Annotated in this window: 2 protein-coding genes (1 of these 2 only partly in view); both read right to left on the reverse strand. The window is 71.9% G+C overall.

Features of this window, described 5'->3' with window-relative positions:
* Positions 1 to 11,320 carry the start of a non-ribosomal peptide synthase/polyketide synthase gene (locus E1P53_RS00150; protein ID WP_165484376.1) on the reverse strand. The gene continues 14,636 nt to the left of window position 1, outside the view, so 11,320 of the gene's 25,956 nt are visible here — the first part of the coding sequence; it begins with the start codon at positions 11,318 to 11,320; its stop codon lies off the left edge, out of view.
* Positions 11,317 to 19,434: a non-ribosomal peptide synthetase gene (locus tag E1P53_RS00155; RefSeq protein WP_131733125.1), complete on the reverse strand. Its 8,118-nt coding sequence runs from the start codon at positions 19,432 to 19,434 to the stop codon at positions 11,317 to 11,319. Before E1P53_RS00155 ends, E1P53_RS00150 begins: the two co-directional genes overlap by 4 nt.
* Between the last annotated feature and the right edge of the window lie 318 nt (positions 19,435 to 19,752).

Here is a 19,752-nt window from a genome sequence, read left to right on the forward strand (position 1 = left end):
TGGCGACATCGCGGATCTCGAGTCCGGAGTCGCGGGACCCGTCCATCACCGCGTCGGCGTCGACCGGGTAGGACTCGTAGACGACGAGAGTGTCGAAGAGCGCGGAATGCCCGGTCGCACCGATGATCTCGCCGAGTCCGAGGAACTGGTGGTCCACGAGCCGCGCCCGCGTCTCGTGGAGTTCGGCGACCAGGTCGCCCACGGCACGGTCCGGCGCCACGTCGGCCACCACCGGAACCGTGTTGATGAACAACCCGATCATCGCCTCGGCGCCGTCGAGATCCGCCGGACGGCCCGACACGGTCTCGCCGAACACGATCCGTCGCTCGCCGGTCAGCCGGGACAGCACGATCGCCCAGGCCGCGTGCAGGGCCGTGCTCACGGTGCTGCCGAGTTTTCGGACACGCATTTCGAGGGCGTCACGGGTGGCGGCGTCGAGCCGGACCGCGACCTCGTGCGGACGGCGCCTGCCCGGCTCCGTCCGAGCCGCGTGCTGGGGCGCCACGAGGGTCGGGGTGGCGTCGGCGAGCTCGGCGCGCCAGGCCGCCCGGGCGGCGTCGCGGTCGCGGTCGTCGAGCCACGCGAGGTAGGACTCCATGTCGGCGGCCGGGGTGATCGCCGGGCGCCCGAGGTGGGCGGCGAGCAGGTCGGCGACGAGGATCGGTCCGGACCAGCCGTCGAGGATGATGTGGTGGGCGGTGATCACCAACGTGTGGGCGGGGCCGTCCGCCGTGCGGTGCGAGACCGCGGTGAACCGGATCAGCGGCGGTGCCGACAGGTCGAACGGCCTGTCCCGATCCTCCGCGGCGAGCTCGGCGATCAGCTCCGCGGCGACCACCGGGTGTTCCGCGGTCAGGTCGACGCCGCGGAAGTCGGGTTCGCGGACACACGGGTGGTCGGCCGGCGGGACGACGACCACCGGCAGGCCCGACGCCGAGCGGGTGAACGCCGACCGCAGGACACGCTGCCGGGCCAGCACCTCCCGTACGGCGGGCAACAGGGCCTCGGGTGCGTGCTCGCCGGCGAACTCGATCACCGACTGGGTGACGTACGGGTCCTCCGCTTCCGCGGCCGCCGTCCGTTCCGCTTCGTAGAACAGTCCCTGTTGCAGTGGTGTGGCGGGCCAGATCGTCGCCGAACGGGTGCCCGTGTGACCCCGGTACCTGTCGACCAGGGCGTCGATCTCCGCCTGGACGAGTCCGCCGCCGATGACATCGGTCTCGGCGGGGCCGGGATCACCGATGCCGTCGACGTATCCGGCGAGCGCCGCCAGCGCCGACTCCCAGCGATCGGCGAGGCCGTCGAGATCGGCCCGCGTCAGGATCGCCTCGGGCGCGGTCAGGTCCAGCCGGAGCCTCCTGCCCTCGCCCGACGCCACGGTTCCCATCGTCGCGGTGAGCGCGGCCGGGGCCACCATGTCCCCGCGGACCGACGGCGGCAGGAACGGGGCGTCCGCCACCGGGACGAATTCCGTTGCCCCCGCGCCCTGTTCGTCCCCTTCGGAGGTGAGGGCGCCCAGGTAGTTGACGGTGACGGGCGGCAGCGGCAGGTCGGCCAGGGGTGACGCCGGGCGCAGCCACCGGAGCGGGCCGAACGCGATCCCGTTGTCGGGCATGCGCTTCTGTCGGTCCTTGAGCGCCTTGACCAGGCGGGCGACCTCCCGTCCGGTCGTCTCCCCCTGCGCACTCACCTCGACGGACACGGGAACGAAGGAGGTGAACCAGCCGACGGTCTCACTGAGATCGGCGCCCGGGGCGACGTCCTCTTCTCGGCCGTGGTTCTCCAGCACCAGTGAGATCTCGTCCGCGGTGAACCCGAGTCGCTGCCGACCGGGGCCGCCGGCGATCGCGCTCACCAGCGCCGCCGCGAGGATGGTGTCGACGCGCGCGCCGAACGCCTCGGCCACGCGTCCGACGGTCGCCTCCGAGCGGGCGACGTCGATCGTGTGGGTCGTCGACACCGTGGAGTCGAAGGTGTCGCGGGCGCGGTCGATCACCGCGTCCCGCCGGCCGCCGAGTTGCTCGGTCCACCAACCGATCTCCTCGGTCCGCTCGGCGAGCCCGGAGAGGACGGCGGCCCACCGGCGGAAGGACGTCCCGGTGGTGATGAGGTGGGGTCGCTCGCCGTTGCGGTACTGCCACCACGCGCGACCGAGTCCGGAGACGATCGTCGGCCAGGACACCGCGTCGACACCGAGGTGGTGGATGGCGATCACCAGGCGACCGACGGTGTGTCCGGCGCCGGTGAGGCGGACGCCGACGGCCGACACCAGACGACCGTCCGCGGGCGCGAGCGCCTCGAGTGCCCGGCGATGCGCGTCGCTGATCGCATCGTCGAGCGACGCCTGCGGCGCATCGTGCCGGAGGTCCCGCTCGGCGATCGTGACGAGGATGTCCTCGGCGTTCCCGGCACCGGCGACCACCACTGGTTCACCGTCCGGGTCGACGGTCAGGGCGGCGGTGAGCATCGGGTGGGCGGCGACCACCGCGACCATCACGCTGCGCAGGGCATCCTCGTCGATGTCGGCCGGGAGGGTGAGGACCGTGGTCTGCGAGAAGTCGGAGATCTGCGCGGGGTCGTCGGCGAGCTCGAACATCCAGGCGACGCCCGGCGTCGGCGAGACCGCTCCGATGCCTCCGCCGGGCAGTTCCTCGAGGACGGCGGCAGGTTCGCGGTGGGCAAGGCGGGCGAGGTCACGGATCGATCCGGCGGCGAAGACGTCGCGCGGGCTGAGGGTGAAACCTGCGGCGCGGAGCATCGAGGTCAGGCGGATGGAGGCGATGGAGTCCCCGCCGAGTGCGAAGAACGACTCGGTCATCGCCACGCGGTCGGCGCCGAGGACCGCGGCGACGATATCGGCGACGACCCGTTCGGCGTCGTCGGCCGGTTCGGCGTCGCCACCGAACTCGGCCGCAACGTCGAATCGCGGCGCGGGCAGCGCCTTCCGGTCGAGCTTGCCCGTGCTGCTCAACGGGGCCTCGGCCAGGGTCGTCCACAGGGTGGGATGCATGTATGCCGGCAGCGAGTCGGCCACCGCCTGCTTCGCACGGTCGAGCGCGCCGTCGGCGTCGGGCCCGATGAGGTGACCGACGAGATGCTCGGCCCCGCCCGGTGCGCGCACCAGGGTGACCGCGGCCTGCCGGACCCCGTCGACGGCGGCGAGGACGGCCTCGATCTCCCCGAGCTCGATCCGCTGGCCGCGGAGCTTGACCTGGAAGTCGCTGCGGCCCAGGTACTCCAGTGCGCCGTCGCGGTTGCGCCGCACGAGGTCGCCGGTGCGGTACAGCCTGGTGCCGTGGCCGAACGGGTCGGCGACGAAACGCTCCGCGGTCAGGTCCGCGCGGCGTGCGTACCCGCGCGCGAGCTGCACACCGCCGAGGTAGAGCTCGCCGGTGACGCCGAACGGGACCGGCCGCAGGCGCGCGTCGAGAACGTAGGTCCCGGTGTTCCAGACCGGACGGCCGATCGGCACGACATCGAGATCGGGGTCGAGGGTGGCCGACGAGACCTCCACCGCGGCCTCGGTGGGACCGAACAGGTTGTGGACCTGCACGTGCGGCAGCACGGCGCCGACCTCGTGCAGCGTCGCGGGCGCTAGTGCCTCGCCCGAGCAGTACAGGTGTCTCAGGGTGGGCAGGAGGTGCGCGGCCCGGCCCGTGCCAGCGACGGCGCGGAGGGTCTCGACGAAGACCGTCAGCAGCGACGGCACGAAATGAACTGTCGTGACACGCTCGGCGTCGATCAGCCGGGCGACCGCCTGCGGGTCGAGGTGCGCGTTGTCGGGGGCGATGACCAGGCGGGCGCCGGTCATGAACGGGACGAAGAGTTCGGGCACGGACACGTCGAAGCCCACCGGGGTCTTGAGCATCACCGCGTCGTCCGGTCCGATCCCGAATTCGTCGATGCCCCAGCGCAATCGATTGACCACCGCACGGTGCGTCACCGTGACGCCCTTGGGCAGCCCGGTGGAGCCCGAGGTGAACAGGGTGTAGGCGGCGTTGTCGGGCCGAAGCGCCGAGCGACGGTCGGCGTCGGTGACGACGGGCGTGTCCAGGTCGACCGGGGTGGTGGAGTCCACCACCAGTAGCCGGCTCACGAGATCGGCCGGCGGATCGTCGTCACCGGCCACCGCGGTGGAGGCGGCGACGAGTCCGATGTCCGCGCCGGAGATGTCGAGGATGTGGCGCACCCGTTCGGGCGGGGTGTCCGGCGCCACCGGGACGTACTGCGCGCCGGCTGCGAGGACCGCGTGTACGGCGATGACGAGCTCGACCGAGCGCGGAATGCAGACGACGACGGCGTCCTCGGGTCCGGCGCCGGCGTCGATGAGCTCACGGGCGAGGACCGCGACCCGGGCCACGAATTCCCGGTGGGTGAGCGAGCGGCCGTCGGCGCGCACGGCGACGGCGTCCGGGGCGATCCGATACCCGGTCAGGGACGCCTCGGCGAGTGTCTCGGGGACCAGCGTCACCTCGCGCCCGGTCGACAGCTCGCGCTGGACCGCCGCTTCGGTCGGGGTGAGGATGGGGATATCGGCGATCGCGGCGTCGGGAGAGCCGGCCAGCGCGGTGAGCATCGACACCAGCGAGGCGACGATCATCTCGGCGGTGGACTCGTCGAAGAGCGCCTCGGCGTAGGTGATCGACCCGGTCAGTGCACCGTCGGCGTCTTCCCGGACCCCGATGGTGAGGTCGAATTTCACGGTGGTGTCGTCGAATTCGACGAACTCGGCGTCGAGGTCGCCGAGCCTCGCGGTGGCGAGGTCGCCCGTGCCGGCGGTGTGGACCAGCATGACCTGGGCGAGCGGCTCGACGTTGTCCATGCGCGGTGGGTCGACGGCATCGACGACACGCTCGAACGGGACGTCGGAGTGGTCGAACGCCGCCAGGTCGGCGGCCACCACACGATCGAGCAGCTCCCCGGAGGTCAGGGTGGGGTCGACATCGACGCGGAGTATCAGCGTGTTCACGAACATGCCGACGAGCCGGTCGATGTCGCGGTGCCCGCGGCCTGCGACCGGGGTGGCGACCGCGATCTCCTCGGTGGCGGTCAGGCGCGCCAGCGTGGCGGCGACCGCCGCGTGGACGACCATGAACAACGTCGCCCGCTTCCCCGCCGCACGTCTGCGCAGGGCGGCCGCGGTCTGCTCGGGCAACGACCACCGTGTCGTCGCCGCGCACAGGTCCGGTGCCGGACCGCGCTGCCGGTCGGTCGGCAACGGCAGCACGTCGGGCAGGCCCCGCAACCGGTCGACCCAGAAGGAGAGCTGCCGTGCCATCTCCGACGACGGATCGGTGGGTTCGCCGAGCCGGATCCGTTGCCAGATGGCGAAATCGGCGTACTGCAGCGGAAGCGGTTCCCAGGCCGGCGCCCCGCCTTCCCGGCGCGCGGCGTAGGCCTCGGCGAGCTCGCGCGCCAGGACCGGCGCCGACTCCCCGTCCGCGGCGATGTGGTGCAGCGCCATCACGAGCACGTGGTCGTGATCGGAGGTGCTCAGGATTCGCGCGCGCAGCGGCAGATCCCGCGTCACGTCGAAGGGCGTCGTGAGGGTGGTGGCGATCTCCGCGTCGAGGACGTCGGCGCCGGAGACCAGGGTGTGCCCGACGTGCACCAGGTCCGGATGCGCGCCGAGGATCAGCTGTCGGGGCTCGGCGGTCGCCGGGCCGTCTTCATCCCGTGTCTCGTCGACGGTCGGATAGACGGTGCGCAGCACCTCGTGGCGCTCGACGAGATCGTTGATCGCCGCACGCATCGCGGCGATGTCCACGCGTCCGTGCAGCCGGACGACGATCGGGATCACGTATGCCGCGGAGTCGGGTTCGTACTGGTTGAGGAACCACATCCGGCGCTGCGCATACGAGAGCGGGATGTGCTCGGGCCGGGCCTGCGGGCCGGGTGCCCGGACCCCTGCCGCACTGCCGGGGTCGCGGGCGTCCACCGCCGCGGCGAGCGACTCGACGGTCGGCGCCTCGAACAGGGCGCGGACGCCGATGTCGACGCCGAGCCGGTCCCCGATCCGGGCGACGACGCGCGTCGCCGACAGAGATGTGCCGCCGAGGTCGAAGAACGAGTCGAGCACCGAGACCGGCTGATCGCCGTCCGCGAGTCCGAGGACCTCGGCGTAGACCGCCGCCACTGCGCGTTCGGTGTCGGTCCGCGGTGCGACGAACTCGGCTCGGGCGAACTCCGGCAGCGGCAGGGCGGCCCGATCGAGTTTGCCGGTCATCGAGAGCGGGATCTCCTCGATCGGCACGATCGCCGCCGGCACCATGTACGCGGGCAGTCGTCGCGTCGCGTGCCCGACGAGGTCCCGCGGGTCGGCTGAGGCGCCCGGAACCCACCGGACCCAGGAGACGAGGACGGTCTCCCCCGAGGTGGGGTGGCGCATGCCCGACGTGGTCGCGAAGTCCACCGCCGGATGATCCGACAGCACCGCGTCGATCTCGCCGAGTTCGATCCGGAATCCGCGGATCTTCACCTGGAGGTCGTCGCGGCCCAGATACTCCAGCTCCCATCGGCCGTCCCGCAGGCGCGGGCGGACCAGGTCGCCGGTCTTGTACATCCGCTCCCCCGGCCCGCCGAACGGCGCGGCGACGAAGCGTTCCGCGGTCAGCGCCGGCTGCCCGAGGTAACCCGCCGCGAGCGCCGGACCGAGGAGGTAGAGCTCGCCGGCCACCCCCGGTGGGACCGGGTGCAGACGCGGGTCGAGGACGGCGACCCCGACCCCGGAGATCGGGCCGCCGATCGTGACCGGCGCGTCGGGCCGTAGCGGTTCCGAGGCGGTGGACCAGATGGTGGCCTCGGTGGGCCCGTAGAGGTTGAGCATCGTGCGGCCGGTGGACCAGGTCCGGACGAGCTCGGGTGCGCAGGCGTCACCGGCCACGCACACCACCCGGACGCCGTCGACCGCGTCGGCGGGCACCGTGGCGAGCGCGGTCGGCGTGACGGTCAGATGGGTGACCGACCGGGCCGTGAGGATCTCCGCGAGCTCGTGACCGCCGGTGACCCCGGGCGGGACCACGACGAGGGTCGAGGCCTCCGCGACGGCGACCAGCATCTCGAAGACCGATGCGTCGAATCCGGGTGCGGCAAACCGCAGGACACGCGACTCCGGGGTGAGCCGGAGGCGTCCGCGTGCGTCGGCCACGAGGTCGGCGAGCCCGCGGTGGGTGACCGCGACCCCCTTGGGACGTCCGGTCGAGCCGGACGTGAAGATCACGTAGGCGGTGTCGTCGACGTGCGGGATCACGCCCGGCGCGTCGAGATCGGCGCCGTCGGGGTCGTCCGCGGTGCCCGCGAGGTTCCCGATCGTCGACCACCGCGGGCCGTCGGCGTCGATCCGGTCCACCGGGTCGGCCGCCAGTCCGATCCGGGCTCCGAGTGTGCCCACCATGAACCGGATGCGATCAGCCGGCTGTGCGGGGTCGACGAGACCGACCGCCGCTCCGGTCCGCGCGATGCCCCAGAACCCGACCACCGCGTCGACCGATCGCGGAACCGCCAGCGCGACAACCGTTCCGGGCCGCGCCCCGCGGCCTCGCAGGGCGGCGGCGACGCGCCTGGACTCCGCGTCGAGCTCGGCGTAGGTGAGCGACCGTTCGCCGTCGGTGACCGCGGTGTTGTCCGGATGCCGTGCCGCGGCGTCGGCGAGCAGGTCGGGCAGCGTCCGCCGTGCCGGCGCGAGGGACGGGGCAGCGACGACCGCGCGGGGAGCGTCGGAAGGCCCGGCCGGCAGGTCTCCGACCGGCGCGGTGGGCGCCTCGATCACGGCGCGGGCGACATCGACCATCCGTTGCCCGAGCGCGGCGACCGTGTCCGCGTCGAACAGCGCCGTGGCGTAGGTGATGACGATGGGCGTGTCGGCGTCGCGGGGGCGGCCCGGCGCGTCGAGCACGGTCACCTGCAGATCGGTCTTCGCGGCCGTGACCGGCGCCTGCGCCTCGGCGACGAGCAGCCCCGGCAGTTCCACGGTGGGCCGGTCGGAGTTCTGGAAGGCCAGCGCGACCTGGAACAGCGGCGGGTGGGCCGTGTCGCGGGTCGTGACGACCTCGTCGACGACCGTCTCGAACGGCAGGTCGGCGTGATCAAGCGCGGCGACGTCGACCTCGCGACACACCTCGAGGACCTCGGTGAAGCCGAGGTCGCGCCTGATGCGGGTGCGCAAAGCGAGGGTGTTGACGAACATGCCGATGAGTCCGTCGAGACCGCGTTCGCCGCGGCCTTCCACCGGCGTGCCGATGACGAGGTCGTCGCCGGCGCCCGACCGCAGGAGCGTCACCGCCAGCAGTGCGTGGACGCACATGAACATGGTGACCCCGTGCCGGTCGGCGAGGTCGCGGAGCGCGGCCCAGGTCTGCCCGTCGATCACGGTGGACAGCTCGGCACCGGAGTCGTCGCGGACAGCCTCCCGCGGACGATCGAGCGGCAGTTCGGCCAGCTCCGGGACGTCGGCGAGTTCTTTTCTCCACCAGTCGAGTTGGCGCGCGGCCAGCGACGACGGATCGGTGACGTCGCCGAGGACCTCGTGATGCCACACCGCGTAGTCGACGTAGTGGACGGGCAACGGCTCCCACTCCGGCGCGCGTCCTTCCGCCCGTGCCCGGTAGGCCCGGACGAAATCGGTGACCATCGGACCGATCGACCCGCCGTCGCCCAGGACGTGGTGGATGACCATGACGAGCGTCCACTCGTCGTCGGCCACCCGCAGCAGGCGGGCGCGGACCGGCGCCTGTCGTGCGAGATCGAAACCGCGCGTGGCGATGTCGCGGATGGTCACCTCGACCTGCGCGTCGCCGGCGTCGCGGAGGTCCAGGGGCGGATCGACCTGTACGTCGTGGCGGCCGGCGCCGGGCGGATCGATCACCTGTCGCGGGATGCCGTCCTCGGCGACGATCCGGGTGCGCAGGGACTCGTGCCGGACGATCAGGTCGTCGAGGGAGGCGGCCACCACCGCGGGGTCGAGCCCGCCGGCGGCGTCCGGCTTCTCCCGGAGTCGCAGCACCGCCGGGATGAGATAGGCCGCGCCGCCGGGATCGAGCATCTCGAGGAACCAGATGCGTCGCTGGGCCGGAGACAGCGGAAGCGGTCCGGAACGGTCCACCGGTCGCAACGGCGGCCGGGGGCGGGCACCGGGGTCGCCGTCACCCTCCTCGGCGAGCCGCTGTTCGATGATCGCGGCCAACCCCCGGACGGTGGGAGCGCCGAACAGGTCGCGGGCCGCGACCGCGGCGTCGAAGACCTCCGCCGCCCGCGCGGCGACCCGGGTCGCGGTGAGCGAGTTGCCGCCGAGATCGAACAGCGACGCGGTGACACTCACCTCGTCGATGCCGAGGATCTCCCCGACGATGTCGGCGAGGCCGGACTCGACCGGCGTCGCGGGCGGCTCGATCGCATCCGGTTCGTCGGCGGTGCCCGGATCCGGCAGGCGGTCCCGGTCGAGCTTTCCGTTGACGGTGAGCGGCAGCGCATCGAGGGTGGCGAAGAGCGTGGGCACCATGTAGTCCGGCAGGGCCCGGCCCAGAAGCGTGCGCAGCATCGCCTCGTCGGGGAGTTCCGCGCCCGCGGTCGGCACCAGGTAGCCGACGAGATGCTCGGTGTCGCCGCGCATGCGTACCGCGGCGCCCGCGGCGTCGACGCCGTCGAGCGCGGACATCGCCGATTCGACCTCGCCGAGCTCGATGCGGAATCCGCGCAGCTTGACCTGGCCGTCGCGGCGACCGACGAACTCGATCGAACCGTCGCGCGCGACGCCGATGTCGCCGGTCCGGTACATCCGCGAACCGGGCGGGCCGAAGGGGTCGGCCACGTAGCGGGTGGCGGTCTGGCCGTGCCGGTTGAGGAAGCCGCGGGTGACCTGGACGCCGGAGACGTACAGCTCGCCGGGGACACCGTCGGGCACCGGGGCGAGCCGGCCGTCGAGCACATGGACCCGTGACCCGAACAGCGGTCCGCCGATGTCGGACGCCGTTGCGGCGTCGACGAACCGGCGGGTGAGTTCGCGCCGGGTCATGTAGACCGTGGTCTCCGTCGGCCCGTACATGTTGTTGAGTTGGGGACCGCCGACATCGGCTCCCGGAGGCGTCGGGGAGCCGTCTGCGTCGCGGTCGGCCTGCCACTTCCGCACGTGCTCGTAGTCGAGCAACTCGCCCGAGAAGTGCAGCCTGCGCAGTGCGCGCGGGAGCGGCCGCCCGTGCGGGGGCCGCACCGCGGCGGCGAACTGGTAGAACGACGACGGGGTGAAGTTGGCGACGGTGACGCCCTCGCGGTCGAACACCTCGACCACGTCATCGGGTGCGCGGGTCGTCGCGTGGTCGAGCACCACCAGGCGGCCTCCGGCCACCAGCGCGGCCCAGATCTCCCCCACCGAGACGTCGAACGCGTACGAGTGGAACATCGACCAGACGTCGTCGTAGGTGCTGTCGACGAGGAGATCGAGTGCGACGAGCAGTGACACGACGTTGTCGTGCGTGACCACGACGCCCTTGGGGACACCGGTCGACCCGGACGTGTACATGACATATGCAGCGGCATGGGCGCGTATCCGCTCCGGCAGTCGCGGCGCCGGCCTCTCCTCGGACCAGGCCAGGAGTTCGTCCGGAGTGAGGGTCCGGGCCGAGATCTCCGTCGATGCCGACCACGCGGCGGCGGTCTCGGCGTCGGCCAGCACCAGCACCGGATGGGCGTCGTCGACGATCGACCGCAGGCGCGTGAGCGGATGCGTCCGGTCCAACGGCAGATAGGCCGCACCGGTCTTGAGGACTGCCAGGAGCGCGACGATCAGTCCGGTGGTGCGCGGCATCGCCACGCCCACGAGGGTTTCCGGGCCGGCGCCCGCGGCGGCGAGCGCCTGCGCGAGCCGGTCGGTGTGCTCGTCGAGCTCGCGATAGGACATCGAGGTCCCGTCGAGGTCGGTGAGCGCGACCGCATCCCCGCGTCTGCGAGCCGACACCCGGACCAGCCCCGGCAGCGACTCGAGGTCGCCGGTTCCCAGGAGGTCGTCGATGCGCCGGTCGAGGTCGGCGAGAACGGTCTGCGCGGCCGCGGCCAGCTCGGCCGGCGTCTTCCCTGTTCGCGGCAGCAGAGCGGTGACGGTCGCGCGGATCGCGGTGCCGGGATCGACGCCGCGACCGGCGAGCGTCGTCGCCGCCGTGGCGACCCTGCGATGCAGATCGGCGAACGTGACCGGCCCGCCGGCACCCGTCATCGCCTCCGTGTCGGGGGCGTGCGCGGCAGCGAGGGCCAGGCGTCGGACCGCGAGCGGTTGGGCGATCGCCGCCCCAGCGCCCGGTACGTTGCGCGGAGCCGAGGTACTCGAGGTCACGCGGGTTCCACCCGATTTCGAGTACCGTCGCCGGCCGTCCCCCGCGTCGGGCGCAGGATGCCTTCGGCCGACCGGCGGATGCACGCGAGGACCTCGTCGAGTGTGCGGTCGGCGTCGGCGAGCAGGGTCGTGACCGCCACCGCGAGCGCCTCGGCCGGGTCCGCGTCGGGCATGGAGATCGCCATCGCCACCGAGGTGGCCTCGAGGTCGGCGAAGGTGATCGCCGGGGCGCCCGGCACACCGATCTCGGCGTCGGGGTGGCCTGCCGCCACCTGCGACACCAGGTCGTGCAAGGGCAGATCACTTTCGGGCGCAGCGGATTGCTCCTCGGCGGACCAGATCGTCAGATCGCCCACCGGCGCCGACGGACGCGCGGCGATGTCGGCGAGCAGGCTCTCGTACCGGCGTGCGATGCGTTCGGCCTCGGCCGGGTCGAACAGGTCGGTGTCGTAGACTATGCGACCCCCGAGTGCGCCGCCGCGGTCCACGCCGTCGAGGTCGGTCGGGAAGACCATCACCTCCAGGTCGACCTTCGCGGGGAACGTCGCCGGCGGCCGCACCCGCACGGTGAGCCCGTCGAGACGGACGTCGGGCAGTTCGAGGTTCTGGTACGACATCATCACCGAGAACAAGGGGTTCTGTTCGCCGCGTCGCGCCGGGCCCACGCCCGCCGCGTTCAGGTGGTCGACGATCTGGTCGAACGGCACCTCGGCGTGCGCGAGATCGGCGATGTCCTCGGTGCGGACACGCCGGAGCAGATCGTCGAAGGGCTCGTCGATCGAGACCCGCGTGCGCAGGGGCACGGTGGTCACGAGCATGCCCACCATGTCCGCCAGGGCCGGGTCGTCGCGGCCGGCGAACGGGGTGCCGATCACGACGTCGTCGTGCCCCGACAGGCGTGCGACGAGGACCGCCAGCGCCGCGTGCAAGACCACGAACTGCGTCGTGTTGTTCACGCGCGCAAGGTGATTGATGACACCAGCGGTCTCCGGAGCGACGGACCAGTCGACGAGTCCCCCGACATGCCGGGGGCGCGCCGGCCTCGGCCTCGCGGTCGGCACGGTTGCGGGCTCGCGCACCGTCTCGAGTCGCCGCCGCCAGTAGTCGAGTTGGTGCTGCTCCTCGGTGTTCCCGTCCGGGCGCCGGGTCGACAGCCGTTCGGCGCGCCACAAGGCGTAGTCGGCGAACTGCACCCGGGTGCGCTCGGCCGCCCGCGACCACCGGCCGGTCTCGCCGGCCACCCGTGCCCGATAGGCGGCCGTGAGGTCGCGCGCCATCGGCCACAGCGACCCGCCGTCGGCGTTGATGTGGTGCACCGCGAAGACCAGCACATGACGGTCGGCCGCCAGTCGCAAGATCGCCGCGCGCGTCGCCACCGTCTTGGTGAGGTCGAAGCCCGGCTTCACGACGGCCTCGATCTCCGCCTCGACACGATCCGGGGTCGTCTCGACGATCGGGACGCGGAGATCGCGGACCGCGTCGGCCGTCGGCACGATGAACTGGACGGGCTCGCCGTCGTGCAGCGGGTAGCGCGTGCGCAGCGGCTCGTGACGCACGATGACGTCCGCGAGCGCCCCGACGAGCGCCTCGACGTCGAGCGGGCCGTCGAGCTCGAGGGTCAGTTCGACGTTGTAGGCAGACGACGACGGGTCGATCTGGTTGAGCGTCCACAGTGCACGCTGGGTCCCGGTCAACTCGACGATGTGCGGACGGTTGCGCGGCGTCAGCACCCGTCCGACCCCTGTGGCGTCCACGCTGTTGAGCGCCGCGACGAAGCTCGCCACCGTGGGGTTCTCGAACAGCAGAGACAGCGGCACGCGCCGGTCGATGTGCTGTTCGAGCAGGTGGGTCACCTTGGTCGCCGACAGCGAGCTGCCGCCGAGTTCGAAGAAGCCGTCGTGCACGCTGACCGCCTGCAACCCGAGCACCTCGGCGAACACCTGCGCCACCGCGGCCTCGAGACGGCTACGGGGAGCGACGTACTCGCGAGCCGGCGAGATCTCGACTGCGGGCAGTGCGCGCCGGTCCACCTTGCCGGTGCGGGTCACCGGGAACTCCTCGAGCACCCGGACCGTGTGCGGGACGAGGTGGGCCGGGAGATGGGCCACGGCGTGGTCGAGGATCTGCTCGGGAGCGGGAGTGCATCCGGGCGGACCGGTCACGTACGACACCAGCACGGTGTCGCCGTTCGGCGTGCTCGTGCCCACCGTGACCGCGTTCTCCACGTCGGGATGCTCGACCAGCACCGAGTCGACCTCGCCCGGCTCGACCCGCATGCCGCGGATCTTGATCTGGAAGTCGTTGCGGCCGTGGTAGATCAGATCCCCATCGGATGTCCGGGACACCAGATCGCCGGTGCGGTACATCCGGTCGCCGTCTCCGAACGGGTCGGCCACGAACCGGCTCGCGGAGAGCCCGGGACGGCCGTGATAGCCGCGCCCCAGGGCACGACCGGTCAGGTACAGCTCACCCACGACGCCTGCGGGCACCGGACGCAGGTTCGCGTCGAGCACACGAACACCGACCCCCGAGATCGGCTGCCCGACAGAGACCGGACGACCCGCACGCATCGGTTCCGAGACCGTGACCCAGATGGTCGTCTCCGCCGGTCCGTAGCAGTTGACCAGCGGGCACCCGGCGGCATCCCATCGTTCGACGAGTTCGGGCGGGCACGCCTCGCCGGCGGTCATCATGACCTCGAGGTCGCAGACCCGCTCCGGGTCGATCGTCGCGAGCGCGGTCGGAGTGGCCACCGCATGGGTGACCCGCCGGCTCGTCATGACCTCTTCGAGCTCGGGGCCGGCGAACACGTCCGCGGGCGACACCACGAGTTCGGCACCGGCGCACATCGCGAGGAGGATCTCGAAGACGCCCACGTCGAAACCCGGTGCGGCGAGCTGCAACACACGCGCACGCGGGCTGATCCCGAGGATCGCGTGTTGCTCGGCGACCATCTCCGCGAGCCCGGCATGGGTGATGACGACGGCCTTCGGACTCCCGGTGGACCCGGAGGTGAACTGCAGGTATGCCGGGTCGTCGACGTGGACGGGACGGGTTCGCTCGGCGTCGGACAGCGGGTGGTCGCCGACCCCGACGAAGCTCAGCTCGACGTCGAGGTCGTCGAGGACCCACTGCTCGACGTCAACGGCCCCGCCTTCGGCGGCCGCGGTGTCACCGCCGGTCATGGAGTCGACGGTGATCAGGAGTCCCGCACCGCAGTCGGCCAGCATCGACGCCCGGCGCCCGGCCGGGAGCCTCGGGTCGAGCACGGCGAACGCCGCGCCGCTCATCGCGATGCCGAGGATCGACAGCACCATGCGCGCCGAGCGGGGAATGCACACGGCGACGACGTCGCCCGGGCCGATCCCGCGTCCGGCGATCGCACGGCCGATCTGATGGACGGCCGCCGTCATGTCCGCCCAGGTGAGAGAGCCCTCGTCGACGCTGAGTGCGATCGATGCCGGGTCCGCGGCCGAGACGCCCCGTTCCAGCAGCTCGGGCAGGGTCGCCTCCGGCACCCGACCCCGCCGCGGTTCGGTCAGGGCCCGCACCTCGGCAGGCCCGAGGACGTCGACCGAGGTCAGCCGACGCTCGGGCCGCTCCACCATCTGCTCCAGCACCCGACGGAGACGATCGGCCATGGAGGCGACGGTCTCCGCGTCGAACAGGTCTGTGGCATAGGAGAACTCGACGGCGTAGTCGTCGGCGCGCTCGGTCACCGAGACGGTGACGTCGTACTTCGCCGCGGGCACCCGTGCGTCGAGGATCTCGGCCGAGCCGGTCCAGTGCGACAGCTCTGCGAGCTGATCGGGCTGCACGGTGAGTGCGACCTGGAACAAGGGTGAATGGGATGCCGAGCGCTGCGGGGCGACGGCGTCCACGACGCGCTCGAACGGCACGTCGGCGTGACTCATCGCGCGGGCACAGCGCCGGTGGGCGCCGACGACCAGATCGCGCACCGTGTCGGCGGGTCGCAGGCGGGTGCGCAGCACCACCGTGTTGACGAACATGCCGACGAGGTCGGTGACGGCCGGGTCGTCGCGTCCCGCCACGGCGGTTCCGATGCTGACGTCGTCGGTGGCCGCGAGCCGCCCGAGCGTGAGCGCCAGCGCGGACTGGAAGACCGCGAACGGGGTGACGGCCAGCGACGCGGCGAGCCCGCGGATTCCCGCGGTGAGTTCGGGGTCCAGGTCGACGTCGAGATGGTCTCCCGCCCCGGAGATCACGCGCGGCCTGGGTCGATCGGTGGGCAGCTGCAGCAGGTCCGGCGCGCCGTCGAGCTCGTCCCGCCAGAACTCCAACCCCTCGACGAGCACCGACGAGGGCTTCTCCGGGGTGCCCAGGGTCTCCGCCCGTTCGATCGCGACGTCGGCGTACTGCAACGGGAGCGGCGCGAACCGGGGCTCGTGTCCGGCCCGTCGGCTGTCGTAGGCCGTCATCAGGTCGTGCAGCAGCGGGCGCAGCGAGTGGCCGTCCGCCGCGATGTGGTGCAGGACGAGCACGATCACGTCGCCGCCGGGGTCGCCGGTGAGGAGCCGATAGCGGAACGGGATCTGATCGGTGAGATCGAAACCGCGTTCGACGACCGCCCCGAGCGCCGCCTCGAGGCCGTCGGCCACCTGCAGCGGGGTCGCGTCGAGCTGCTCGGCGGCGGTCGATGTGTCGAGGATTCGCTGTTCCGGCTCGCCGTCGACGCCCGGGAAGACGGTGCGCAGGATCTCGTGGCGGTCGAGCACGTCGAGAACGGCTCGATGAAGGGTCCCGGGATCGACCGGATGGTTCATGCGCAGCGCGCCCGACATGTTGTATCCGGGGTCGGCGGGCGCCATCCGGTTGAGGAACCAGATCCGGGTCTGCGCCTGCGACAGCGGGATTCGGCTCGGACGCGGGCGCGGTTCCAGGGTTCGCGGCCCGTCTGCGGTCACGGTGGTGGCGCGAGTCGCCAGGTCGGCGAGATCACGGCTGTCGAACACGTCGGTGAGCGCGATCGACAATCCGTGGTCGATGCGGGCGCGCGCGACCATGCGCGCGGCCGTCAGCGAGTCGGCGCCCAGTGAGAACAGGTTGTCCGAGACGCTCACCCGCTCGCATCCGAGCGCTTCCGCGAGGAGCCCGGCGAGCACCTTCTCCGCCGGTGTGCTCGGCGCGCGGAACTCCTGCGGGTCACCGGAGAGATCCGGCGCCGGGAGGGCCGAGGCATCGAGCTTGCCGGAACGTGTCGTCGGGAAGGAGTCGACGAAGACCACGCCGACCGGGACCATGTGACCGGGCAGCCGGCGCCGGCAGTACGCCCGGACCGCCTCGGCGTCGATCTGCGGCGCGGCGGGTTCTCCGGGGCCGGCGCCCACGCGACGGAGTCGCAGGTAGGCCACCAGCACCGGTCCCGGACCCAGGTCGCGGCGCGCGAGGACGGCGACCGCCTCCACACCGGGCATCGAGGCGACGGTCGACTCCACCTCGCCGAGCTCGACGCGCTGTCCGCGGATCTTCACCTGGTGGTCGGTGCGGCCCAGGTACTCGAGCTCGCCGTCGGCGGTCCAGCGAACCAGGTCGCCGGTCCGGTACATCCGCGCGCCGTCGGCGCCGAGGGGGTCGGCGACGAACCGGGTGGCGGTCTGCGCCGCGGCGGCGTGATAGCCGATCGCGAGCTGCGGACCGACGAGGTGGAGCTCGCCGGCCACGCCGACCGGCACCGGACGCAGGTGACGGTCGAGGACGCGAACCACGGTGCCCGGGACCGGACGGCCGATGGGGACGAAGTCCTCGTCGACGGTGACCCGGTGAGAGGTCACGTCGACGGCCGCCTCGGTGGGGCCGTACAGGTTCACCAACTCCGCCGTCGACCCGCTCAGCAGGCGCCGGGCCAGTTGTGCGCTCAGGGCCTCTCCCGAGGTGAACACCAGACGAACGGAGGCCGGCAGCGCGGCGCCTCCGGTGGAGGCGTCCCCTCCCGACGGGGCGACACCTGCCGGTGCGACGACGTCGAGATAGGCGTCGAGCATCGAGGGCACGAAGTGCGCGACCGTGACCCCCGCGGCCGAGATGAGCGCGCGCAGATACTGGGGGTCGCGGTGCCCGCCGGGTCGGGCGATCACCATTCGCGCTCCGGTCCGCAAGGGCCACAACAGTTCCCACACCGAGACGTCGAAGGTCGCGGGGGTCTTGTAGAGCACCGCGTCCGACGCGGTGAGCTGGTGGTCGCGCTGCACCCAGGCGAGTCGGTGACCGATGGCGACGTGATCGATCTCGACGCCCTTGGGCACCCCGGTCGAGCCGGAGGTGAAGATGATGTACGCGGGCTGGTGTGGCGGCAACGCACGGTTGCACACTCGCTCGCCGAGCGCCGTCAGTACCGATTCGACGTCGCCACCCGGCCGGCCCTCGGCGTGCAGGGCGCGACGGTGCGTCTCCACGAAGGTCGCGTCGACGACGAGACGGGGCGTGACGATCGCCTCCACGGCTGCTCGCCGGTGTTCGGGTTCGGCGGGGTCGGCCGGGACGTAGGCCGCTCCGAGTGCCATGACCGCGTAGATGGCGCAGACCTGCTCCACCGAGCGGTCGAGCGCCACCACCACACGGTCGCCCGTGGACACTCCCTCGGCTGCCAGCAGACCGGCGAGCCGTTCGACGATCTGCGCCACGTCCAGGTAGGTCAGCGTCGCGTCGTCGGACACCAGTGCGGGAGCGTCCGGGGTCGACGCCACGCGCCGGACGAACGGCGCCAGCACGTGTTCTTCGGAGAACCCCGACGCCGGTCCCCCGTCGCCGAACTCCGCGAGTCCTCGGGATTCCCCGGGTAGCAGCAGGCCGAGATCGGCCACAGGCCGCCTCGGGTCCTCCACGAACTGGCCGAGCACGTGGAGCAGGCGCTTCCGGTGGGTCTGGAGCTCGGCGGCGTCGTAGAGGGCGGGGTTCGCGTGCAGGCCCACCTCGAGCGGCGCGTCCGGGCCTGCGGCGAAGACGTTCATCACGAGGTCTTCGACGATGCCCGCCGACAGCATGTGGTAGCCGACCCGGGCGCCCTCGATCTCGATCGGCCTGTCGAACAGGAGCAGGTTGACCAGCGGCCCGAACGCCGTGCCGACGGCGTCGCCGAATCCTGCGGCGGCACGGATGTCCTCGGACCGGTAGCGCTGGTGCCGGAGCACCGAGGTGATCTCGGTGGTGACCGCGGCGACCACGTCGGCGCACGTCGCGGCTCCCACGCCGTCCACGCGCAGCGGCAGCATGTTCGACACCATGCCCGCCGAGTGCTTGATGCGCGCCGTGGTGCGCGCGGTGACCGGAAGGCTGAGCACGACGTCGTCGGTCGCCGACATCCGGACCAGGAAGGCGGCGAAGGCGGCGGTCAGTATCGCGGCCACAGAGGCGTCGAGGTCGCGGGCACACCGGCGCACACGGGCCTCGAGGTCGGCGTCGAGCATGCCCGCGGCGACCACGGTGTCGGTGTGGATGCCGGTGAGCGCCGGGTGGGTGGCGAGCGTGACCCGTTCGGGCAACCCTGCGGCACGCTCGGACCAGAACTCCCGGTCCTTCGCGAAGCGCGTGCTCTCCCGGTAGGCGGCGTCATCGGCCACGACCTCGGCGAGCGACGCCCGCCGAGGCGCGGGACGCTCCGCTCCGGATACCGCGCAGTTGTATCGGGCCACCGCCTCGTGCAGGCACATCAGTGCGCCGTAGCCGTCGAACGCGATGTGGTGGCCGCGCATGTACCAGAACGTGCGGTCGTCGGCGACGCGGATGAACGCGCCGATCGCAACGGGATCCGCGCGCAGGTCGACCGGCCGCTGATGGTCGGCGCGCATCCACTCGTCGGCCGCCGCGACCGGATCGGGCTGGCCCCTCAGGTCGATCTCGATGACGGGGAAGGACGCGGAGAAGTCGATGTACTGCTTCGGCACCCCGTCGACCTCGGTGATCCGCGTGTAGGCGGTCTCGAGTTCGCGCGCCCCCTCGATCACGCCGCGACGGAACAACTCCCGGTCGAACGGACGCCCGGCGTCGACGATGTCCAGGTAGTGCGCAACCGTGATCGAGTGATCATCGTCGAGGTTCTCGGCGAACCACATGGCACGTTGAGCGGCGGTGAGGTCGAGCAACTCGATTTCGGTCATGCCGCCGTGTCCTTCCCACGCTCCGACCCGCTCCCGACAGTCGGGATCCCCTGAGCTCGGGATGTCTCGTCATCCATGCATCGTCCGATAGTGGTCTCGGCGAAAGGTGCCAACGGCGACGCCGCTTCCACCACCCCCGAAGCGTTCGCCGAACAGCCTCGAATCATACGCTTCACATCACATTTGAGATCCGAAGTGTTACAGCGCATGTTCGGTTCCGTCACCGGGAGGAGATCACGGCAGGCCGATTTGGGGCTCGTGTGACCACATGAGTCACACGAGTCTCCTGCAGCCACTCTGGCCCGTTCCGAATCGTTA

This window comes from Gordonia paraffinivorans (assembly GCF_900683595.1).
GTDB lineage: Bacteria > Actinomycetota > Actinomycetes > Mycobacteriales > Mycobacteriaceae > Gordonia > Gordonia paraffinivorans.